At 71.3% G+C, this 20634-nt stretch carries 16 protein-coding genes and 1 pseudogene; 7 read left to right on the top strand and 10 right to left on the bottom strand.

Annotation, left to right across the window (positions count from 1 at the left end; genetic code table 11):
• Positions 1–136: 136 nt before the first annotated feature.
• The 4 genes from AC1C2W_RS17545 to AC1C2W_RS17530 form a co-directional block, all read right to left on the bottom strand.
• Positions 137–4261, bottom strand: a complete 4125-nt coding sequence (locus tag AC1C2W_RS17545) for a phosphodiester glycosidase family protein (RefSeq protein WP_495413836.1) — start codon at positions 4259–4261, stop codon at positions 137–139.
• Between the two features lie 473 nt (positions 4262–4734).
• Positions 4735–5181 (bottom strand): PPOX class F420-dependent oxidoreductase, encoded by a 447-nt coding sequence (locus tag AC1C2W_RS17540; protein ID WP_495413835.1) that lies wholly within the window; start codon positions 5179–5181, stop codon positions 4735–4737.
• Between the two features lie 297 nt (positions 5182–5478).
• Positions 5479–6141: a VC0807 family protein gene (locus AC1C2W_RS17535; protein WP_495413834.1), complete on the bottom strand. Its 663-nt coding sequence runs from the start codon at positions 6139–6141 to the stop codon at positions 5479–5481.
• A gap of 34 nt (positions 6142–6175) precedes the next feature.
• Complete coding sequence (locus AC1C2W_RS17530; protein WP_495413833.1) at positions 6176–6775, bottom strand: TetR/AcrR family transcriptional regulator; 600 nt, start codon at positions 6773–6775, stop codon at positions 6176–6178.
• A gap of 357 nt (positions 6776–7132) precedes the next feature.
• Between AC1C2W_RS17530 and AC1C2W_RS17525 the strand changes: the two genes are divergently transcribed.
• The 3 genes and pseudogenes from AC1C2W_RS17525 (at position 7133) to AC1C2W_RS17515 (ending at position 8443) form a co-directional block, all read left to right on the top strand.
• Complete coding sequence (locus AC1C2W_RS17525) at positions 7133–7333, top strand: hypothetical protein (RefSeq protein ID WP_495390720.1); 201 nt, start codon at positions 7133–7135, stop codon at positions 7331–7333.
• 39 nt (positions 7334–7372) lie between these two features.
• A pseudogene (locus tag AC1C2W_RS17520) lies at positions 7373–7549 on the top strand (LacI family DNA-binding transcriptional regulator); the annotation flags it as partial.
• Positions 7550–7612: 63 nt separating this feature from the next.
• Positions 7613–8443: a substrate-binding domain-containing protein gene (locus AC1C2W_RS17515; protein ID WP_495390875.1), complete on the top strand. Its 831-nt coding sequence runs from the start codon at positions 7613–7615 to the stop codon at positions 8441–8443.
• A gap of 45 nt (positions 8444–8488) precedes the next feature.
• Here the strand turns inward: AC1C2W_RS17515 and AC1C2W_RS17510 are convergent, their stop codons facing one another.
• From AC1C2W_RS17510 to AC1C2W_RS17490, 5 genes are all read right to left on the bottom strand, one after another.
• A complete protein-coding gene (locus AC1C2W_RS17510) occupies positions 8489–11629 on the bottom strand; it encodes a glycoside hydrolase family 38 N-terminal domain-containing protein (protein WP_495390721.1) in 3141 nt (1046 codons plus the stop codon).
• Positions 11630–11698: 69 nt separating this feature from the next.
• On the bottom strand, positions 11699–12433 hold the full coding sequence (locus AC1C2W_RS17505) for a carbohydrate ABC transporter permease (protein ID WP_495390722.1): 735 nt from the start codon (positions 12431–12433) through the stop codon (positions 11699–11701).
• Positions 12434–12521: 88 nt separating this feature from the next.
• Positions 12522–13439: a carbohydrate ABC transporter permease gene (locus AC1C2W_RS17500; protein WP_495390723.1), complete on the bottom strand. Its 918-nt coding sequence runs from the start codon at positions 13437–13439 to the stop codon at positions 12522–12524.
• Positions 13436–14599: an ABC transporter substrate-binding protein gene (locus tag AC1C2W_RS17495; protein ID WP_495413832.1), complete on the bottom strand. Its 1164-nt coding sequence runs from the start codon at positions 14597–14599 to the stop codon at positions 13436–13438. Before AC1C2W_RS17495 ends, AC1C2W_RS17500 begins: the two co-directional genes overlap by 4 nt.
• A 264-nt stretch (positions 14600–14863) precedes the next feature.
• Positions 14864–15748: an ROK family protein gene (locus AC1C2W_RS17490; RefSeq protein ID WP_495390725.1), complete on the bottom strand. Its 885-nt coding sequence runs from the start codon at positions 15746–15748 to the stop codon at positions 14864–14866.
• A gap of 127 nt (positions 15749–15875) precedes the next feature.
• Here AC1C2W_RS17490 and AC1C2W_RS17485 point away from each other — a divergent pair, with 127 nt between their 5' ends.
• The 3 genes from AC1C2W_RS17485 (at position 15876) to ggt (ending at position 19360) form a co-directional block, all read left to right on the top strand.
• Positions 15876–16901 (top strand): GNAT family N-acetyltransferase, encoded by a 1026-nt coding sequence (locus AC1C2W_RS17485; RefSeq protein WP_495390726.1) that lies wholly within the window; start codon positions 15876–15878, stop codon positions 16899–16901.
• Positions 16902–17109: 208 nt separating this feature from the next.
• Complete coding sequence (locus AC1C2W_RS17480; RefSeq protein ID WP_495390727.1) at positions 17110–17394, top strand: DUF6221 family protein; 285 nt, start codon at positions 17110–17112, stop codon at positions 17392–17394.
• 106 nt (positions 17395–17500) lie between these two features.
• On the top strand, positions 17501–19360 hold the full coding sequence (gene ggt / locus AC1C2W_RS17475; RefSeq protein ID WP_495413831.1) for a gamma-glutamyltransferase: 1860 nt from the start codon (positions 17501–17503) through the stop codon (positions 19358–19360).
• A 5-nt stretch (positions 19361–19365) separates the two neighbouring features.
• Here ggt and AC1C2W_RS17470 read toward each other — a convergent pair whose 3' ends face one another.
• Complete coding sequence (locus AC1C2W_RS17470) at positions 19366–19692, bottom strand: transposase (protein ID WP_495390729.1); 327 nt, start codon at positions 19690–19692, stop codon at positions 19366–19368.
• Between the two features lie 43 nt (positions 19693–19735).
• Here AC1C2W_RS17470 and AC1C2W_RS17465 point away from each other — a divergent pair, with 43 nt between their 5' ends.
• The gene (locus tag AC1C2W_RS17465; protein ID WP_495390730.1) at positions 19736–20392 is read left to right on the top strand and encodes a flavin reductase family protein; all 657 of its coding nucleotides are present in this window, start codon (positions 19736–19738) and stop codon (positions 20390–20392) included.
• Positions 20393–20634 lie beyond the last annotated feature (242 nt).

Below are 20634 nucleotides of genomic sequence, written 5' to 3'. Positions count from 1 at the left end.
AGCGCCGGCCGTGCCAGCACCGGCGGTGAACGCCGTGGCTCGAACCATGTCTCATGGCTCTATCAGACGTTTCCTTGGACGAGGTGAGAGAAGCCGAGACAGCTCAGGCCGACACCCTCTGATTCAATGCGGCGACTCACCCGCGCACCCGTACCGTCAGCTCCTTGCTGCGGGTCTCGCCCGCGTCGTTGGTGAGCACGGCGACGTACCGGTAGGTGCCGGGCTCACGGCCGGTGACGGCCGTGGTGGCGGACTGCGCAGCTCCCCCGGCGCCCGGGGTGAGCTCCTGCCGGTCGATCTCGACGCCGTCCTCGTACAGCACGTAGCCGCCTGCCTGGGTGCCCCACCACTTGTTCATGGTGACGGCGTAGTCGCCGTCGCCGACGGTCCCGTCGGAGGTGTCGTCGTGGGAGAGCACCGGCGTGCCGGGGTTCGCGTCCGTGACCCGCACGGTGTGCGGGCCGGCGCACGGGGTGGTGCCGGCCGCGTTGACCAGCTCGCACGTGTACACGTACTCGCCGTTCGGCTTGCCCGTCACCGGGACGGCGACGCGCTGGGCGTCGGTGCCGTCGTGGGTGAGCTTCTCGGTGTGGATCAGGTCGCCGTCCTCGTAGAGCTTGAGGCTGGTGGCGTTCTCACCCCACCACAGGTCCACGAGCATCCGGTAGTCGCCGTCGCGCAGGCCGGTGTCCCAGCCGTTGTCGTCGCTGATCCGGGCCGTGCCCGGGGCGCCGGCGGGCACGAGCACGCCCAGAGTGCCGACGGTCCCGTTCACCTCGACCTCGACGGTCGCGCGGCCGGGGGCGACGGCGGTGGCCTCGTGCGTCTCCGGGTCGAGGGCGAGCACGGCGCCCGACGGCGCGTCCTCGGCCGCGCCGACGAACACGCGCTCGCCGCCCCAGCGGGACGAGACGGGCCAGTCGACCGGCACCTCGCGGGTGTCGTCCTGCGTCAGCAGGGCGCTGACCTCGCCCGACGTGCCCACGGCGAGTTCCTCCGGGCCGGACACCGCCACACTCTCGGCGCGGGCGTTGACCTCCCAGGAGAACCACCCTTCCTCCCCTGTGCCACCGTCCGCAGCCGGGTCGAGGCCGATCATCGACCAGCCGGTGAACCCGCCGTCGGCCGGCGTGCTCGCGGGGCTCTTGCCGGAGTTGCCGTTGATGACGTACGGGATGCCGTCAGCCGTGGAGGCGTGGAACGCACCGACGTGCGACCCCACAGACGCGATCGGCTTGCCCGACGTCTCGCGGAAGTCCTCGAACCAGTCGCGCAGCGTCTCGGCCTCCACCCGGTCGGTGAGCTGGCTGGCCTTGGTGGGCAGCGGGTCGTCCAGCGGGTGGTGGAAGACGGTGACGACGCCGGTCACGGCGTCGTCGGTGGCCGCGCCGTCCAGCGCCTCGCGCAGCGCGCGGAGCTGGTCGAAGTCGCTGCCGAGCCGGCCGCTGGACGAGTCGAGCAGCACCAGTCGGGTGGTGCCACCCTCGCCGCGCGGGTCGGGCACGTCGAGCACGTGCGTGCGCTCGCCGAACTCGGCCTCGAAGTTCTCGATCGACCCGCCCATGACCTCGTGGTTGCCGGGCACGTAGTACCAGGGGAAGTCGGCGTCGGCGAGGCCCTGGTCGAGCACCTCGCGGGCCAGGTCGAAGTCCTCCGGCGACGCCTCGTCCACCAGGTCGCCGTTGATCACCAACAGGTCCGGGTGGTCCGCGACGATCTCGGCCAGCGCCTTCTTGGCGCCCTGCACGGCACCGGACTCCGGGTCGCGGGCGACGAACTGCGCGTCCGACAACACCGCGACCCGCAGCGGCGCGTCGTCGGTGGCGCCCTCCGCCACGACCGCCGGGTCCTCGACCCGCTCCGCGTGCGGCGCCTCGACGTCCGGCGGCACCTGGGCGCGGACGTCGGAGATGACGAGCTCGCCCGCATACTGCGCCGCGGCGCCGGTCTCCAGGGTGCGCACGCGCTGCAGCGTGAGCGGGTACGCGACCCCCTCGGGCACGGTGAACTCCACCTGGCGCCAGCCCTCCCACGACACCGTCGGGCCGTCGAGGTTGGTGACGACGCCGTCGCCCTGGCGCAGCTGCAGCCGCAGCCACGCGCCCTGCTCGTCGCCGTCCACCCACATCGTCACCGTGCGCGGCTGGCCCGGGATCGCGACGCCGCCGTCCGGCGCGACGGCGTACTGGCCGCGCGTGGCGGTGGACTGCGTGAAGTCGTACGTCATCCGCAGCCCGGCCGTGCCGTCGTGGCCCTCGGCCGGGGCGACGGACCCGCCGGGGGCACGGTCGTGGGCCGACGTCCAGCGGCCGGCGTCAGCGAGGTCGGCCACGACGACGTCCTGCAGCGTCACCGCGACGGCTACCTCGACCTTGAGGCCCCCGACCGTGAGCGTGAAGCTCGCCGCGCCGGCGTCCGCCAGGGCGCGCACCGTGAACGACCCGTCGTCAGCGGGCTCGAGCGCGGCGACGCCGTCGCCCCCGGAGACCTCGACGTCGCGCGCCTCGACCGGCGCGGACCAGCCGTCCGCGTCGTGCCCGACGACGGTGAGCGACGCGGTCGCGTCGGCGTCCGCCAGCGTGACGACCGGCTCCGGAACGGTCACCCGCACGGGCTCGCCGAGCACGGTGACGTCGGCGGCGCCGGTCGCGACGCCTCCGTCCGTCGGGGTCGCGGCGCGCACGGTGACGGTGCCAGGGTCGTGCCCCGTGACGACCCCGGCTCCGCCAGCGTGCGTGCCGGCGGGCTCGACGGACGCGACCGCCTCGTCGGTGGACGTCCACGCGTCGGGCGCAGTGTCGACGGCGGCGCGGGACTCGTCGTACCCGGCCGCGGTGAACGTGCGGTGCAGGCCGGGGAAGACGCGCAGCGCGTCGGAGGCGGGGGCGTCGCCGGTGGGCACCGCAGCGCGCACGTCGAAGGCGTGGACCCGGCCAGAGCCCTCGGCGGTGAAGAGCCCCAGGCCGTTGGCATCGAGGCGCTCGGCGCCGTCGGACGGACTGTTGAGCACGCTGGTCCCGGCGTCGCCGGGCAGGCGAGCGGCCATCGTGGTGGAGCCACCGCCGTCGAGGTTGATCGCGTCGTCGGAGCCGAGCTGGGAGAGGAACCGGCCCAGCTCCGGCAGCGACGCCCCGACGCTGTGCGCCTGGCGCCCGTCGACCACCACGAGGTACGCCGACGTGCCGTCCTCGCTGAGGCCCACCGCGGTGCGCGGGTGGAGGGCCAGGGCGAACTCGCTGGTGGACGACGTGACCTCCCCGTCCTCGAGCAGCCAGTCGTCGGGGTCGCCGCCGATGGCGGTGGTGATGTCGCCGAGGTCGTCGCGCAGGCCGTACTCGAGCGACACCTCGTCGCCCGGCGCGAGGGCGCCGAGCGCGTCCGCCGCGGCGCCCGGGCGCGCGACGACGGCGCGGACGTCGGCCGGCAGGCGGCCCGCGCCGGGCGCGCCGACCGCGACGACGGTGCCGGCCGTGCCGCCGGCACCGTCACCACCGGCCCGGACCTGCACCTCCAGGCCCTGCTCCCCCGCCCCGAGCGGGCGGGTGCGCGTGAAGTCGCCCCACGCGGAGTCGAAGACGGCGACGCCGCCCGCGGGCACGGCCGTGACGTTGAGGCCCGCGACCGGGAGCTCCTGTGTCCCGTCGGCGGCCGGGAGCGTGACGCTCCCCTGAAGGAAGAGCTCGGCCAGGCCGGCCGCCCCGGTGGAGTCGACCGTGAGGGCCTTCTCGCGCCCGGGCGTCGCGGACTTCAGCAGCGTGCCGTCCTGGACCGCGGCGCCGAGGGCCGCGCCGGAGTTGTTGATGTCGAAGAAGTCGCCGTTCACGGCCGCGATCGCGCCGCGGTCGGCGGCCAACTCGCTCACCGTGGCGTTGCCGGCGACGGCGTCCGGGCCGAGGTAGCCGAGCCGGGGGCCGCCGTCGGCGCCCAGCTGCGCGACGAGCACCTCGCCGCTGAGCCAACCCTCCGCCGAGACACGCGCGAACTCCGTGAGCTCCAGGCCCGGGGCGATCAGGCGCTCCGCGCGCTCGGTGACGATCGCGGCGCCGTCGTCGTCCAGGGGCAGGTCGGCAACGTCGTCGGTCAGCGTCGTGGCCGCCGTCGCGGCGGTGGTGGCCCTCGCGACGGGCAGGTCCGGGTCGGGAGTCGCGGCCGCAGCGGCGCCGGCCGGGACGGCGAGCGCCGCGCCGAGCAGGAGGCCGATCGCCGCAGGGGCAGAACGGCGTGTCGAGGTGCGTCGGGCAGGGGGCAGAGCTCGGCTCATCGGATCCTCCGCTGGTCGGCCGGGACGTGCGCCGTCGCAGCGTCCCGCGTCCAGGTTGCCATCAACTTTCACGATGTCAACCAGGAGGGAAACTTCTCGTCACGCAGGGGCGGCGCCTCCCGGTATCTCACGGCCGCGATGGCCATGCCGATCGACGCGGCGACCGTCCTGGCGCGACCCTTCATCAGTCCTCCAGCAGGAATCAGTCCTGAACCCGCTGCACCCGTGCACCAGCGCCATCGGCGAACGCGGCAACGCGCTCATCAGGAGGTCCAAGGCCGCCCGCCGATGGTGCGACGCCGAAGAGTCATACCCAGTCATGCGGCCGACTCACCGTCAGATCCGACTCGGAGTCCATGTTCCACTGCGGGCACCCCATCCGGCCGAAACGCAGGCTCGAGTGCATTTCCACGACGGCTTGACCCGCTGCCCGATATTCGTCCGCCTTGTGAGATGCGCTCGATCGGGGTAGGTCACGGGTCGCTCCTCGGGGCCGGCTGTCTTTGGTCGGTGTCCTGCGGGGCGGTGCGGAGGATTTCGATTCCGACGGCACGGCCGCCGTGCTTGCGTAGCCGTCCTATGAACGTCACGATCATGAATAGGCGGAACCGGTCGCCGTATTTCGCTGTCAGTACACGTTTGGCCACGCGTAGCTGCGAGGGCGGAAGTACCCTGGCGCGGCCAGCGTGCCAGTCTCCGGTGGGCTCGCCCTGGAAGGTAGATTGTGCGATCTGTACGTAGTCGTTGCGGCCTATGCGCCTGATCTTCCACGATCTGCTCGGTGTGTAGCCGTACCAGTGTCCGTCGGATGGTGCGAGCCAGATTGGGGTCGTGACGGCCGATCCGTCCTCACGGAAGGTTCTCAGCGCGAAGAACTGATCACCGCGCGGATCGTGTTGAAACTTCAATGCGATCGACACCTCTCCTGTGGAGTGTAGATGTGTGGTGCTCGTGCAGCTGCTGCCAAAAGTCACAGCGATGTTCCGCGTGGCAATCAGCTGTGTGTATGGCGTGCAGCCACCCCATCACCGGAAGCGGTTCGCGGGCGCGTCTTTTCGGGGTGGTCACGTGGAGGAACAGGCAGCCCTCCGAAGACATGCTCGCGACGGGGCTGGAGTCGAGCCGCACCGCCGGGTCTTCGGGCGGTACCGCGGAGATGCTGGTCATCGCGGCCAGAAGCGCTTTCGCTGCCCAACGCCCGCGAGGTAGCGGTTGTCTCATGTGGGTGTCTTCGGTTCGGTGGCGTTGCTTGCGGGGTCGGCCGCTCGGGCACTCAGCCCGCTCCACAGGCCGACACGAGTGAAGTAGAGGTGCTGAATGATCTGCAGGATGACGAACGTGCCAGCCCACAGCGCTCCGCCAAGCCCTGGGACGATATCGACCGGCAACGTGTAGGCCATGATTACACGCACGGCCGCGTCGGCGATGAGCCCGACTCCCCAGAAGACGGTGGCCACCCGCCACGTATGACGAAATCGAGGATCGCTCTGCCAGTACTCGCCCCAGGTGTCCACGGCCAGCGTGGCGCCCATCGTGGAGTTCCGCAGCATCGCCCAGGCAATAGTGAAGGCCATTGGTCGCGCAAACCGCAAGCTCACCAGAAACGCCGCGCCGATCGCCGCGGTGAACCAGGCCTCTTTCGCCAGCAAGAAGCGTGCGCTTCCAGTGACGAAGGTCAGGACGACGCTGCCGGCCAGGACCGTCAGCACGAAGATGCCGATTGCGTCCACCTTGCGCTGTCGGATCGCGCGGTAACCTATGGCCAGGGTCGTGGGCACGCCTGCGATAATCAAGGCCGGTACCGGGTCGAGCCCCGCAGCGCGCAGCAGATAGAACCCCGCGACGGGGACCACGAGGTCCATGAGCAGGGTGCTGAGCATGCCGCCCATACCGGTTGGCCGGCCCCGCGCGGAGTCAGTCATTCCGGTCGCCAACGTTCCGGGTTGCGAGGTCGAACAGCGTCACCAGCTCGTGGATATAGCCATCTAGATCCAGCTCGGGTTGATGGGCGAACAGGAAGACGGGGCCCTCGACCGAGCGTTGGAGGCTGGTAGCCATCACCCGGATATTGAACTCGCGGAACTCCCCGGTCTTCTGCCCCCAGCCCAGGATGTGCTCGATCGCCGAGGCCGCCTCCCGTTCGGCGTCCTCGTCATAGTCGAGGCCGCCGCTCACGAAGATATTCATCAACGCCTGCATCTGCGTACGGTGCGTCGCGGAGAACCGAACGTTGCTCTCGATATAGGTGCGCAGTGCGGCTGCCGCGGTCGGCTGCCCCTCGAGCCGCGCGGTCATAAACCCCTGCAGGTGCGAGTACACCGTGACCACGACCTGCTCGACGAGTTCGCGCTTGCTCGCGAAGTGGTACGAGATCAACCCGGTGCTGGACAGACCGGCGCGCGCTGCGATCTTCGCGAAGGACGCGCCCGCATACCCTTCGGCCGCGATGGCCTCGATCGCCGCACTGACGATCTGCGTCCTTCGTGAGACTCCCGTCGAACCTGTTGCTTGCATGAGCAAAACCATAGCTTGCTCGACCAAGCAACCCACCACGGCACGTCGGTAGGCGGGCGGCGAACGACGAACGCAGGCGGGCCCCAGCACCACCGACGCTGGTCACCGTACGGTTCGCGCGAAGCTGGCTTCGTCGCGCACCCGGCGGTGACGATCGAGTTCCCGGCTCTTCGCCGATCCGGCGGGGGATCAGGTCGTGAGCCCTCCGGCAGCGAGGAGCATCCGTAGCCGGCAATTGTCTCGGTTGCGATAGCCGCGGGCACTCGCGCCCGGCGGCGATGGGCTCCGGGATGATGTACGAACCGGAACGGCCGGTCCCGCCAGCGACGAAGACGCGCACGCTGCTGCATCAGCTACGTGCCCGTCCCGGACCTGGCGCCCGACCAGGTGCACCTCGCGATGGCGGCAGCGCGCACCTCGCCGATGGCCGGCGGCTTCTTCACCGCGGCTCGGGAGACGGCAGAGATCACGGCGGAATGCGGGAACGATGAGATGTGGCAGCTGGGAACCGAAGGGCATGCGGCTGATCGGCTGACCCCCGAGCCACACGCCATCTGAAGTGAGCCACTCGGCGAGCTGCCGCCATAAGGTGACCTCATGACTTCTCCGGACGAATCGCAGGGCGCCGGGGTGTCCCGATCGAACCCGACCATCAGCGACGTCGCGCGCCATGCCGGGGTGAGTCCGATGACGGTGTCGCGGGCCCTTTCCGGGACGGAGAACGTCAGCCCGGGGATGCGTCGCAAGGTGGAGGCAGCTGCCAAAGCCCTGGGATATCGGCGGAACGAGAATGCGCGCAGCCTGCGGCCCGGGCACAAGAGCGGGTTGGTGGGGGTCGTGATCACGAACCTGTCGAACCCCTACTACGCAGGGGTCCTGGACGGAATCGGCGAGATCTTCGCCGAGGAGAACCGCCAGGTGGTCGTCGGCGCCTCCCACGAGGACGTGGAGCAGGAGGCGAAGCTGGTGGCCGACTTCGTGGGGCGGCAGGCAGAGGGCCTCATCGTGGTCCCGGCCGGCGGAGGCACCGACCATCTGCGGTCCGAGCAACGACAGGGGGTTCCGCTGGTCTTTGCCTCCCGCCGACTGGAGGGGGTGGACGTCGACTCCGTCCTCGTCGACGACGTCCGGGGTGCGGAGGAGGTGACGGCGCAGCTGCTGGCCGAGGGGCACCGCCGCATCGCCTTCATCGGCAACGCCCTGTCGGTGTTCACCGGTCACCGACGGTTCGAGGGTTTCGAGCGCGCCCACCGCCTCGCCGGCGTCCCGGTGCTGCCGGAGCTGGTGCGACGCGCCCAGCAGGACGTGCGCTCCGCCGAGATCGCCGCCCAGGACCTGCTCGCGCTCGACGAGCCCCCGACGGCGTTCTTCAGCGCCAACAACCGCAACATGGTCGGGGTGGTGAAGGCGGTGCACGCCGCGGGCATCGAGCGTGGCGTCGACCTCTTCGCCGCGGTGCGGCTCGCCGGTTTCGACGACTTCGACCTCGAGGAGCTCGTGCCGGGCGACATCTCGATCGTCACGCACGACGCCCGCGAGCTCGGCCGCACCGCGGCCGAGCTGCTGCTCATGCGGCTGCAGGGCAAGCGGACCGACCGCCCGACCCGCACCATCGAGCTCCCCACGAGGATCCGCACCCGCCGTCGTCGGCAACCGTTGCGCGGATAGGCGACGCCGGACCCGCGGTGCCCGCGGGTCCGGCGAGGGCCATTTCTATCGATCGTTCCCGAAGAGCAGGACCGCGGCCGTCTCCAGCGGTGCCAGCTCCACGGCGACCTGGTCGTCCGTCACCGGCAGGTCTGCGACCCGGTCGCCCAGATAGGTCGCCCGGGCGGCGGCAGCGACCGCGAACCGCGGCCGCACGCGGACGACGACCGGCTCCTCGGCGTACGACTGCAGCTTGACCAGGCGCGCGCCGGCCGGCCCGTCGTCCGGCACCGTGACGGCGACCAGGCGGACCCGGTCGTCGTCCAGGTCCAGCAGCTGCCACTGCGCCGGCGTCGGCCCGTGCCCGGCACCCGAACCACTCGTGCCACCCGTGGCGAGGACGCCGACCAGCGGGTGGGTGATCTCCGCGGCCGTCCGGTTCGCCAGGGCGGGCGTGGACACCTCCTCGCCCGCGCGGCGCACGCCGATGGCGTAGCGGAAGGTGGTCTCGAAGGCCTGCTCGGCCGGGAAGTTCGTGTCCCACACGTTGTTGTGCACCCAGGAGTAGACGGTGCCGGGCTGTCTGGGCGACATGCTCTCGGGGAACGGCGCGTAGGGCAGCGCGACCACCTCGGGGTGGATCAGCGGGGCGTCCGCCGTCGCCCAGGCGATGGCCTGCTCCGTGTCCTCGACGGTGACCCAGTGGCGGATCGCCTTCATGTGCTGCGGCGCCCCCGGCAGCTCGGCCATGTCCGGGCCCGTGAGCCCGCCGGTGATCTCGTAGCGCGTCCGCGGCTCGTGCACGTCGAACGGGAAGGCGAAGAAGGCGCTCTCCTTCGCCATCGTCGCGGGCTTCGCCAGCCGGTTCTCGATCTCCAGGTGTGCGGCGTCGTGCGGCAGGCGCAGCGTGACGCGTGCCCAGTCCACGCCGTCGGCCGGGAACTCGTACGTCACGCGCTGCTCGAGCGGGGTGCTGGTGTGCTCCAGCAGCACCGCGGGCTTGGCGAGCGAACGGTGGCCGAGCAGCTCGAGCTCCTCGGACACGGACGTCTTGTTCGACTGGTGGTTGAACCCGGGGGCCGACGTGTACGTGTCATAGAGGTAGGCGTTCATGCCGACCACGGCGTCCTGGTCGACGATCTCGCGGCCGGTCGCCTTGTCGTGGATCGAGGCGATGCAGCTGCGGCGCAGGTCGACCTCGACCCGCAGGTGCGCATTCTCGAGGATCACCGGGCCGGACGCCGACGCGCTCTCGGGCCGCAGCTCCCCACGGGGCTCCCCGCCCTCCGTCGCCGGGTGGACGGTGAGCCGGACCGCCCCGGCGGCCGGCACGCCCGGCACGCGCAGGCGCAGGAACTGGCCGGCGGCCCGGTGCACGGGGTTCGACTGCGGGACCTGCTCGCTCGGCAGCACCTCCCCGGTGCGGCCGTCGCGGACCTCCAGCGCCGCGTCGAGGGCGGCCCGGCTTTCGCGGACGAACAGGGTGACCGTGCTCGTGCGTTCGAGTCCGGTGGGGTTGACCACCTGATAGGTGGCGAGGGCGTCGGGCTCCTCGGTCAGGCCCGCCCCGGCATAGGCCACGGCGGTGTCCAGCAGCAGCTCGGCGCCGTCGTAGGCCTCGAGCGACCGGGCGTACTTCCAGTGCCACTGCTCCTGGCCGGCCCTGCCTCCCGAGTCCGAGGCCTGCCACGGGTCCATGGCGCCCCAGGTGTGCTCGTTGAACATCGAGATCGCGCCGTACACCTCGCGGGACCGCGCGGCCTCGTCCGGGATGGAGCTGCCGGCGAGCTCGCGGCCGACGGCGTTGACCATCTGGGCGTCGGTCACCAGCGACTGCGCCCGACGGACCAGGGCCTGGGGGTGGGCCGCGCTCCCGACGCCCTCGACCCACCAGTCCCCCCAGTCGCCGGTGAGGGTCGGGATCTCCTCCCCTACGCGCTGCTCGGCCTCGCGGAAGAACTCGGTGTTCGTGGACGTCCGCAGCCGCGGGAACTCCCAGGTCTCGTTCCACTGCCGCGCGATGTCCGCGTGCAGCAGCGTGGGCGGCGCGTTATCGCCGGAGCGGCCCAGCACCCGCAGGTGCAGCACGTCGTGCGGGTACGGCTCGCGGTCCGTGACGGCGGGGCCGTGCCACCCGAACGCCCCGGGCCCGTAGGGATAGGAGTTGGCGACCAAGGAGGTCAGGTAGGCGGGCAGCAGGTCGTCGACCGTCTGGTAGTCCGTGGTGAACCCGACCGTCGCCCCCTCGTTGTACGCCAGGCCGTGCGGGGAGTCGGTCATCCACACCAGCACGCTCTCCCCCGACGGCGCGCGCCACCGGAACAGCCGCGGCAGGTGCTGGCCGCCGATCAGGTGCGGCACCGAACGCCCGGCCCAGTTGTGCGCCACGGAGAGGTAGGAGACGCCCTGCTGCGCGAGCGCGGCGGGCAGGCCCACCGGTTGGCCGGGGACGTCGGTCTGCATGGCGGCGGCGATCTCGACGCCGTGCTGCTGGCGCAGCTCACGCGAGAAGCGCAGGAGCTCGTGCAGCTCGTCGGTAGAGCACGTGTCCAGGTGCAGGTTGTACGGCAGGGCGGTCAGCTCGATCTCCCCGGCCCGGACCAGGTCGAAGAACTCCTCGACCTGGGCGCGCGGACGCGCGTCGATCCACGCCGCGAGCGGGTAGAGCGCCTCCAGCGACCACCGGAACCTCGCGTCCTCGGGCCGGTCCCGGGAGGCACGCGCGAGGTCGAGACAGGAGTCGAGGAAGGCGAGCTGCTCGCGCAGCACCCGGCCCTGCGGGTCGGTGTACCCGATGTCGTAGTGCGAGTGCTGGACGAGGTGGATGGACCACTCCCGGACCGGCTCCTGGGCGAAGGTGAGCGCGGCGTCCGTGCCCAGCCCCGGCAGCTCGAGCGTGACCTTGGTGGTCTCGTCGACGGCCGGCAGCAGCGCGCGGGCGCTGCCGCCCGGGCCGGGCAGCGTCGACGCGGGGCCCGACGTCCCCGCGCTGCTGCGCACCAGGATCTGGCCGAGGTCGACGGGCGCGTCGACCTCGAGGCGGATCGACTGGAGCAGGCCGTCGTCGCCCCGGCGCAACAGCGGTTCGGGGATCACGCGGAGGCGCCGGCCGCCGAACACGCCTTCGGCGGCGACGGCGCGGTCGACGAGCCCGGAACGAGCTCGCTCGAGGGACCAGGGTCGGTTCTTGACCAGTGCGGTTGTCATCCAGGAATCCCCATCAAGGTGAAGGTGCGGGTCGAGGTCGGTCAGGGTCGGTCGAGTCGGTCGTCGGGGTCAGGGCGCGAGGCGCAGGGCGCTCACGAAGAACCTCTGGAAGGTGAGGAAGAGGAGCGCCGTCGGCACGGAGGCGACGATGCCGGCGGCCAGGATGACGGGCGGGCCCAGGCCCGCGTACTGGCCGTTGAGCTCGGCCAGCGCGGCCATCAGCGGGCGCACGTTCGGGCTGGTCGACAGGGTGATGCCGAACAGCAGGTCGTTCCAGGTGGCGAGGAACTGGAAGAGGAAGGCGGCCAGCAGGGCGCCTCGTGCCAGCGGCAGGTGGATGCGGAAGAACATCATGATCCAGCTCGCGCCGTCGAGCTGGGCGGCCTCCATCATCTCCTTCGGCGCCGTCGTCATGTAGTTGCGAATGACGAAGAAGGCGAACGGAATGGCGACGGCCGTGTAGATCAGCAGCATGCCGTACTGCGTGTCGTAGAGGGACGACGCGGCATAGCCGTTGAACAGCGGCGAGAGGAAGACCTGCAGCGGCAGGAGTGTCCCGACGTAGACGATCCAGAACCACAGCGCGGGCCGCTTCACCGGCATGATCACCACGGCGAAAGATGCCAGCGCGGCGATACCGACGGAAAGCACCCCCGCGCCCGTGGCGTACAGCAAGGTGTTCCACATCGCCTGGCCGATGGCGGAGGCCTCGAAAGCGACGCGGAGGTTGTCCAAGAACGAGAAGGACGTGAACCACCATCGCGGCCCCGCATAGTCGGCGGGGGAGGTGAAGGCGTTCACCACCGCCAGATAGGAGGGGATCAGCCAGACAAAAGCTACGACTGCGAGCAAGGCACCGTGCAGTCCTCGTCTCATCGCTACGCCCCTTTCCTCAACGGTTGGTCCGCAGCTGGCGGCTCAGGTAGACCCAGGAGGCGGCGAGCACGATCACCGTGAGCACCACGGCGACCGCGGCCCCGTAGCCGTACCGGCTGAGCGTGAACGTCTGCCGGAACATCGTCAGAGCGAGCGTCTCCGAGGCCGTCCCCGGCCCGCCCTTGGTCAGCAGCCAGACGATGTCGAAGGTCTTGAGGCTCGCGACCAGGGACATCCCGATCACGACGATGGTGATGGGCTTCAGCTGCGGCAGGATCACGCTGCCCAGCAGCCGCAGTCCGCTGGCCCCGTCCAGCCGGCCGGCCTCGATCGTCTCCGTGGGGATGGACTGGAGCCCGACCAGGAAGAGGATCATGTTCGCCCCGGTGGCCTGCCAGGTGGTCGCGATGATCATGACGATGGTGTTCATCGGCCAGTCGAGCAGCCACTCCTGCTGCAAGCCCGAGAGCCCGAGCAGGGCGAGCATGTCGTTGACGGCACCGTCCGACTGGAGCATGAAGTTCCACAGGATGGCCGTCGTCGCGCCGGACAGCGCGTACGGCAGCACGACCGCGAAGCGTGCGATGCGCCCCCAGCTCATGTTGTTGGTGCCGACGGCGATCAGCAGTCCCAGCAGCACCGGCAGCAGCAGCGTGCCGACCGTCCAGATCGCGGTGTTCAGCAGGGCACGCGTGAACGACTCGTCGGTGATCAGGGAGATGTAGTTCTCGAGCCCGACCCAGCTGCGTTGCAGGCCGTCGTCGTTGAAGAAGCTCCGGTACGCGGTGAACGCGAACGGCAGGAAGAGCAGCACGGTCACCAGGAGGACCGCCGGGGCGAGGAACAGCGCGAGCTGCACGCGGGTGGCGGTTCCGGGTCTCGCGGGGGCAGCCGCGCCGGGGCGGCCGCGGACGCCCTTGCGGTACCGGGTCACAGCTCCCACCTCTTCCACTCGGCCTCGGCGCGGTCCTGCATGCGCCGCAACGCGGAGCGGGCCATGCCCGACGTCGGCTCGGCCATGAATGCTCCGAGCTCCTGGACGTTGCCCTCGACCATCACCGGAGGGGACGCCTCCCAGTAGCGGGTGGCCAGGAGGGGCTCGGCGTCGGCGACGGTCGCGCCGAACTCGCGCACCGCCGGGATCGACGGCAGCGCCGCGGGGTTCGCCGACAGGTCGCCCAGGAAATCGACCCAGGCGTGCTGCACGTCGGTGTCCAACCACGATCCCGCCACCGCGAGCGCCTCGTCCCGCTTGTGCGCGTTCTCCGCGACGGCGAGGGCGCCGCTCTCGGTGAGGAGGGTGAGCGGCGCCGACGGGTTCTTCGGCGGCACCATGAACAGGCCGAAGACGTCACCGAGGCCTGCCCGGACGTAGGAGTTGGCGTCCCAGGTGCCGTACAGGTGCATCCCGGCAGACGCCTCCTGGAAGCGCCCGGGGTTCTCCGTCCCTCCGGTGTCGGGGGACGAGAACAGGCCGCGGTCGTACATCTCGACCCACGTCTCCATCGCCTCCACGGCGACGTCGTCCAGGTACGACGCGCGGCCCTCGGTCAGCTCCGTGTAGAACTCGGGATCGATGCCGTTGACCAGCTGCTGGAACCAGATGAGCGATTCCCAGGTGTTGATCCCGCCGCTGATGATCGGGGTGATCCCCGCGTCCCGGAGCTCCTCGGCGACGGCGATGAGCTCGTCCCAGGTCTGCGGCTCCCGCAGGCCGAGCTTCTCGAACGCGGGCCTGCTGTAGTACATCGCGTAGTAGGACTGGTAGAGCGGGACCGCATAGGGCCTGCCCTCGTGGCTGAAGCTCTCGCGCATGCTCGGGCTGACCCAACCGTGCGACTCCGCCTTGTCCCAGGCTTGAGACAGGTCGACGAAGACCCCGCTGCGTGCCACGTCGCGCAGCCGATACCCGTTCCACCACTTCACGAGGTCCGTGGTGGAGTCCGTGCGCGCAGCCGTCCGCACGATCTGCTGGTAGCTGCTGGTGTCGGGATTGGCGCGCACGGCGATCCCGTGGCCGACCTTGGCGCTCAGCACCTCGGCCGCGCTCGTGAAGCCGGGGGTCCAGCTGGGGTTGTCGCTCGTCAACGTCACGTCGGGGCCCGGCGCGGCCCGGGTGAGGGACCCGCGTGCGCACCCCTGCAGCAGCGCGAGTGCGCCCGCGACTCCCGTGGTGCGAAGAAGTGCACGCCTGCTGATCGCGTTCGGAATCCGTGTCGTCTCTGACACCAGGTCTCCTCTCGGGGTGGTGGCACCCCCGGCAGCAGGACAAGGAGGCGCCACGCGGAGCGGGTCGGCGTCACGGTAACGTTACCAACGCGAGCGGCGCAAGGACCGCGCAGACGCACCGAGCGCTCGCTACGGGCTCGACGTCCCGACCACCGCGCCGATCATGCTGGCCCGTTCTGCCGGCAGGACGCCTCGCCGGATGCGGGCCGCGGTGCCCGTCGACGCCGTGAGCTGGCTGCGCAGCGGCGGGAACAGCAGATCGGCGGACTCCGCCATGGAGCCGCCGACGACCAGCCGGTCCACCCCGAAGCGCACGAGCCACGGGGCGAGGGCCCGGCCGAGCGTCCGCATGCCGGACGCGAGGACGTCGGAGGCGTGCCGGTCGCCCACCCGAGCGCGCCCGGCGATGTCCGCCACGTCCGCGTCACGACCGGTGCGGTCCCGGTAGGACTGCATCAGCGCGCGGCGGGAGACGCGCTCCTCCAGCGGTACGCCGTCGACCTCGACCGTGTGGAGATTCCCGTCGGTCGGCACCTCCGACCCGGAGCTCACGCACCGCCCGTGGTCGATGAAGGCGCTGCCGACACCCGTGCCGAGGGTCAGCGCGACGCAGCGCCCCGCGCGCTCACCGGCTCCGGCCACCCACTCCCCCAGGCCGAACGCCTCGGCGTCGTTGAGGAAGCGCAGCTTGTCCGGGGGGCGGCCCCAGCGCTCCGCGAGCGCGGCGCGGACGTCGACGCCGCTGAGCAGGCCGAACTTCGCGACTCCCCGGAAGTCGCCGACGCCACGGGCGTAGTCGAACGGCCCCGGGATAGCCACGGCGACGCCGTCGGTCCCTCGGCTGTGGTCGCTCGCGCACTCCGCGATGCGGTCCAGGAGGTCGTCCACGCCGCCGTCGGCGTCGAGCGGCACCCGCCGCTCCTCGTGGATGCCGAGCGCCGGGTCGACGATCGCGGACGACACGTGCGTCCCGCCGATGTCGACCGCGGTGACCGTCCCTGGTAGCGTTACCAACGCCGTGCCCCCCTACGCGCCTGGCCTCGTTCGCTCGCGCACCTGCGAGCTGCAGGGGCAACGGTAGCGAGCGGGAGTGCGGTGGCGGCCCCGCCGGCGGCCTCGCGCGCCCTTGTAGGGTCGGGCGATGGGCGTGCGGAACTACCTGGTCGAGGGCGTTTCCGGCACCGGCAAGACGTCGGTCGCCACCGAGCTGCAGCGGCGCGGGTTCCGCGCCGTCCACGGTGACCGAGAGCTGGCCTATCAGGGCGACCCGGAGACCGGCGAACCCACGGGCGGCTTCGCGCACGAGCACCACGTGTGGCGCGTCGACGCGGTGCGGGCCCTGGTCGCCGACCAGGAGGACGAGGTGACGTTCTTCTGCGGCGGCTCCCGGAACTCCTCCCGGTTCATCGACCTGTTCGACGGTGTCTTCGTCCTCGAGGTCGACCTCGAGACGCTGCTCCGACGCCTCGAGCGGCGGCCGGAGGACGAGTGGGGCGGGAAGCAGGCGGAACGGGACGTGGCGGTGCGCCTGCACCGGACGAAGGAAGACATCCCGCCGGACGGCATCGTCGTCGACGCCACCCGGCCCCAGGATCGGGTCGTCGACGAGATCCTCCGCCGAGCGGGTGCGTCGACCGTTCCCGTTCCCGAGCCCGAGACCGTGCTCGAGACCGAACGGCTGCTGCTCCGGCCCTGGCACGTGTCCGAGGCCGCGATCCAGCGCGAGATGTGGGCCGAGCGCGACCCGCGCGTCCCCGCGCACCGCCGGATCGACGCCGCGGGGCGCCCGTCCCTCGCGGACGTCGAGGGCTGGATCCGCCAGGGCTCGCCCTCCCGGTCGCTCGAGCTGCTGGCGGCGGAACGGAAGGGCTCCGGCGACGCCATCGGCTACTGCGGGCTGATCGCCAACACCCACGGCCCGGCCGACGAGCCGGAGCTGGCGTTCGAGTTCCTGCAGAGGGCCTGGGGTCAGGGGTACGCGACCGAGGCGGCCCGGGCGGTGCTCGACCGGGCGCGGGAGTCGGGGTACCGGCGTCTGTGGGCCACGGTCCGTGACTGGAACGCCGCGTCCCGCCGGGTGCTGACCAAGGTGGGGTTCGTCGAGACCGGCCGCGTGGAGCGGGACGAGGCGCACGGGGACTCGCTGTTCCTGGCGAAACGGCTGTGACCAAGCCGGACCACGGTCCTCCGCCGCTCCCGACCCAGCGCCTCGGCGCCCGCGGCCAGCTCGTGCTGTTCGTCACGGTGCTCGTTCGCGAACCATGCCACCGTCACGTCCGGTCCCGCCGAGCAGGCTCTGCACCTGCCGGTGGTGCCCGGCCCGCGGTAGCGCGGATGTCACACCACGATGACCCGCCCCGGGGGAAGATGGCCCCATGACGCTCACGGAGTTCCTGCTCGCTCGGATCGCTGACGACGAGGCCGCGGCTGCGGACGTCGACGACCGGTGGTCCACTCGGGCGGCGGCCGAGTGCGAGTCGAAGCGGCGCGTCGTGGAGCTGGCCTACGAGGCCACCGGGCTCGACATGACCGTGGACCTCGACCGGGCCGTGACGGCCCGCACGGAAAGCGGGATCGCCTTCGTCGGCGACCGCATCCTCCGGTCGCTCGCGCTCCCGTACGCGCGACACCCGGAGTACCGCACGGAGTGGCGCCTCTGACCGAGGGGCGCTCCGTCCCGGCCGACCTCACGCCCCCGCGCGCGAGTTGGGCCGGGACGCGGCACGGTGGTCCGGAGGCCCCTACCCACCCCTGCCAGGAGGCGTCATGGACCACCGTCGTTCCGCTCGCCCGCTCCGGCCAGGGCGGTCGGGCCTGTCGAGACCCGCCGCCGGCCTCGCCGCCCTCACCCTGGCGGCCACCACCGCCCTCGTCGGGTCCACCGCGGCGGGCGCCCACCCCCGCGACGACGAGAAGGTGCCCACCGCCGTCGGGTACGGGGGCGCGATCAGCACCGTGGACCCGGAGGCAAGCCGCGTCGGGCTGGACGTGCTGCGCAAGGGCGGCAACGCCGTCGACGCGGCAGTGGCCGCCGCGGCCGCGCTCGGCGTGACGGAGCCGTACAGCGCGGGCGTCGGCGGCGGCGGGTACTTCGTCTACTACGACGCCCGCAGCGGCGAGGTGCACACCATCGACGGCCGCGAGACCGCCCCGGCTGACATGCCGAACGACGCGTTCATCGACCCGGCCACAGGCGAGCCGTACCCGTTCACGCCGGAGCTCGTCACCAGCGGAGTGTCGGTCGGCACACCGGGCACGCCCGCCACGTGGGATGCGGCGCTCGACGAGTGGGGCACGTACTCGCTGCGGAAGGCGCTCAAGCCCGCCACCCAGCTCGCGCGGCGCGGGTTCGTCGTCGACCAGACGTTCCACGACCAGACGGCGGACAACGCCGAGCGCTTCGCCGCCTTCCCCGCCACGGCCGAGCTGTTCCTGCCGGGCGGCGAGCCGCCCGCGGTCGGGAGCACGTTCCGCAACCGGGACCTCGCGCACACGTACGACCTGCTCGCCAGGCGCGGCACGGGCGCCTTCTACGGCGGCCGGCTCGCCGCCGAGATGGTCGGCGTCGTCCAGCACCCGCGGACCACCCCGGGCACCGACCTGCCGGTCCCGCCCGGCCATCTCGACCTCGACGACCTCGCCGGGTACGAGGCGCTGCTCCAGGACCCGACCCGCTCCGACTACCGCGACTACGACGTCTACGGCATGGCCCCGTCGTCCAGCGGCGGCTCGACCGTCGGCGAGTCGCTGAACCTCCTCGAGACCTTCGACCTGGCCGCCATGGACGACGCCGCGTACCTGCACCACTACCTGGAGGCCAGCGCGATCGCGTTCGCCGACCGCGGCAAGTACGTGGGTGACCCCGCCTTCGTCGACGTCCCGCTGGACACCCTGCTGTCGGACGACTTCGCGGCCGAGCGGGCCTGCCTCCTCGACCCGGAGACGGCGGCGATGAAGCCGGTCGCGCCGGGCGACGTCGACGCCGACGACGCCGAGTGCGGCGAGACCGTCGCCCCCGTCGAGACCGACACGGAGAACGTCTCGACGACCAACCTCACCGTCGTGGACAAGCGCGGCAACGTCGTCGAGTACACCCTGACGATCGAGCAGACAGGCGGGTCAGGCATGGTGGTGCCGGGCCGCGGCTTCCTGCTCAACAACGAGCTCACCGACTTCTCCCCCGTGTGGGACGCCGCCGACCCGAACCGCATCCAGCCCAGCAAGCGGCCCCGGTCGTCCATGGCGCCCACGATCGTGCTGCGCGACGGCGAGCCCGTGCTCGCGCTCGGCTCCCCCGGCGGCTCCACCATCATCACGACGGTGCTGCAGACGCTCACCAACCACCTCGACCGCGGCATGCCGATCGGCGAAGCCCTCGCCGCCCCGCGCGCCGCGCAGCGCAACACCGCGTCGGTCACCGCCGAGCCCGAGTTCATCGAGGCGTACGGCCCCGCGCTCGAGGCGTACGGGCACACGCTCGTGGCGGCGGGCGACCAGTTCACGTCGGCCGCCGAGATCGGCGCCGCCACCGCCGTGCAGATCGGGGACGACGGCCTGCTGACCGCCGTGTCCGAGCCGCGCCGCCGCGGCGGCGGCGCGGCCATGGTGGTGCGCCCCGTCCGCTGAGCCCGTCATCGTCGGTCGAGCCTGTCGAGACCACGACGGGCTCGACCGCCGACTCCGACGCGGTCGCGCCCCGGCTTGGCGCCGTCCTCGACATCGGCGGCCTGCAGCCAGCTACGCCAGCACGACTCGCTGATGCCGAAGCCCTTCGCGACCTGCGCGACCCGGGTATCGCCCTGCCGAGCGATCGCGACGACGTCGTCGCGGAACTCGTTGGGACGGGGTCTGTCTGGGCACGGGACACATCCCTCCAGCAGCGCCTCACGGCACCACACGTGGGGCGTCACCTCTCCGTGCACCAGTCCCGTCGAAGCGCGGAGCACGTCGTGCGGCATAGTTCGCCTCTGACCGAAGTGTCCAGCATTTACGCTGGACGGCATGAGTAGTGCTGTTGACGTCGAATCACAGGTTGGTGCTGACGGCTTTGTCGTGATCGAGCCGAACATTCTGTATTTCGGAACCCCGGTGGTGTTGGTCACGACCGAGAACTCCGACGGGACGTTCAACCTCGCGCCGATCTCCTCGGCATGGGCGCTGGGCCACACCCTGGTTCTCGGGATCGGCTCAGCCGGTCAGACCGTCGCGAATCTTCTCGAACGACCTGAGCTGGTCGTAAGTGTGCCGTCCGCGGGGTCGTGGGCGAACATTGAACGGCTGGCGTCGTTGACGGGGCGGTTCCCGGTCCCGGCGAGCAAACCCGCTGGAATGAGGTTCGAACCGGACAAATTCGGTGCCGCGGGGTTGACCCCCGCCCCGTCCGCGACGGTCCGGCCACCGCGGGTGGCGGAGTGCCCGTTCCAGCTCGAAGGTGAAGCCGTGAACGTGATCCCTGGGGCAGCGGGCGGGTTCATGATCATCGAGGTGGCCGTGAGCCGGGTCCACGCCGCTGAGCAGATCGTGGTGCCGGGCACCGGCCATGTGGATCCCGGGGTATGGGAGCCGCTGATCTACAGCTTCCGTCACTACTTCGGACTCAGCACCCAACTCGGGCACTCCTACCGCTCCGACACCCCCACCACGTCCACGGCTGCGTGATCGCAGCGCCGGGCTCGCCACCGGATACCGCGGACGACTCGCCGAACCACCCCGCGCGATCCGCATCGTCACGAACCTCGAGCTCGACCGCCTGGGACGGTCACCGTGAATAGTCCTCTTAGCGTGGAAGTCATGACGAATTTCCTTGCCACGACACAAGTCGCATCCAGTGCTGAGGTCGAACTCAACGGGATCTCCGCGTGAGCGCCGCCGGCTGATTGCGGCACACCAGCATCGCCCGC

It is taken from the genome of Isoptericola sp. Y581 (assembly GCF_059445475.1).
The sequence above is the reverse complement of the archived record's forward strand: the minus strand, read 5'-3'. Positions and strand labels throughout refer to the sequence as shown.

Bases quoted from the DNA above. Each gene is read 5' to 3' on its own strand.
- ggt (WP_495413831.1), top strand. From the start codon at position 17,501: ATGGACCACCGTCGTTCCGCTCGCCCGCTCCGGCCAGGGCGGTCGGGC.
- AC1C2W_RS17545 (WP_495413836.1), bottom strand. From the start codon at position 4,261: ATGAGCCGAGCTCTGCCCCCTGCCCGACGCACCTCGACACGCCGTTCT.
- AC1C2W_RS17470 (WP_495390729.1), bottom strand. From the start codon at position 19,692: ATGCCGCACGACGTGCTCCGCGCTTCGACGGGACTGGTGCACGGAGAG.
- AC1C2W_RS17510 (WP_495390721.1), bottom strand. From the start codon at position 11,629: ATGACAACCGCACTGGTCAAGAACCGACCCTGGTCCCTCGAGCGAGCT.
- AC1C2W_RS17485 (WP_495390726.1), top strand. From the start codon at position 15,876: ATGGGCGTGCGGAACTACCTGGTCGAGGGCGTTTCCGGCACCGGCAAG.
- AC1C2W_RS17535 (WP_495413834.1), bottom strand. From the start codon at position 6,141: ATGCTCAGCACCCTGCTCATGGACCTCGTGGTCCCCGTCGCGGGGTTC.
- AC1C2W_RS17530 (WP_495413833.1), bottom strand. From the start codon at position 6,775: ATGCAAGCAACAGGTTCGACGGGAGTCTCACGAAGGACGCAGATCGTC.
- AC1C2W_RS17465 (WP_495390730.1), top strand. From the start codon at position 19,736: ATGAGTAGTGCTGTTGACGTCGAATCACAGGTTGGTGCTGACGGCTTT.
- AC1C2W_RS17480 (WP_495390727.1), top strand. From the start codon at position 17,110: ATGACGCTCACGGAGTTCCTGCTCGCTCGGATCGCTGACGACGAGGCC.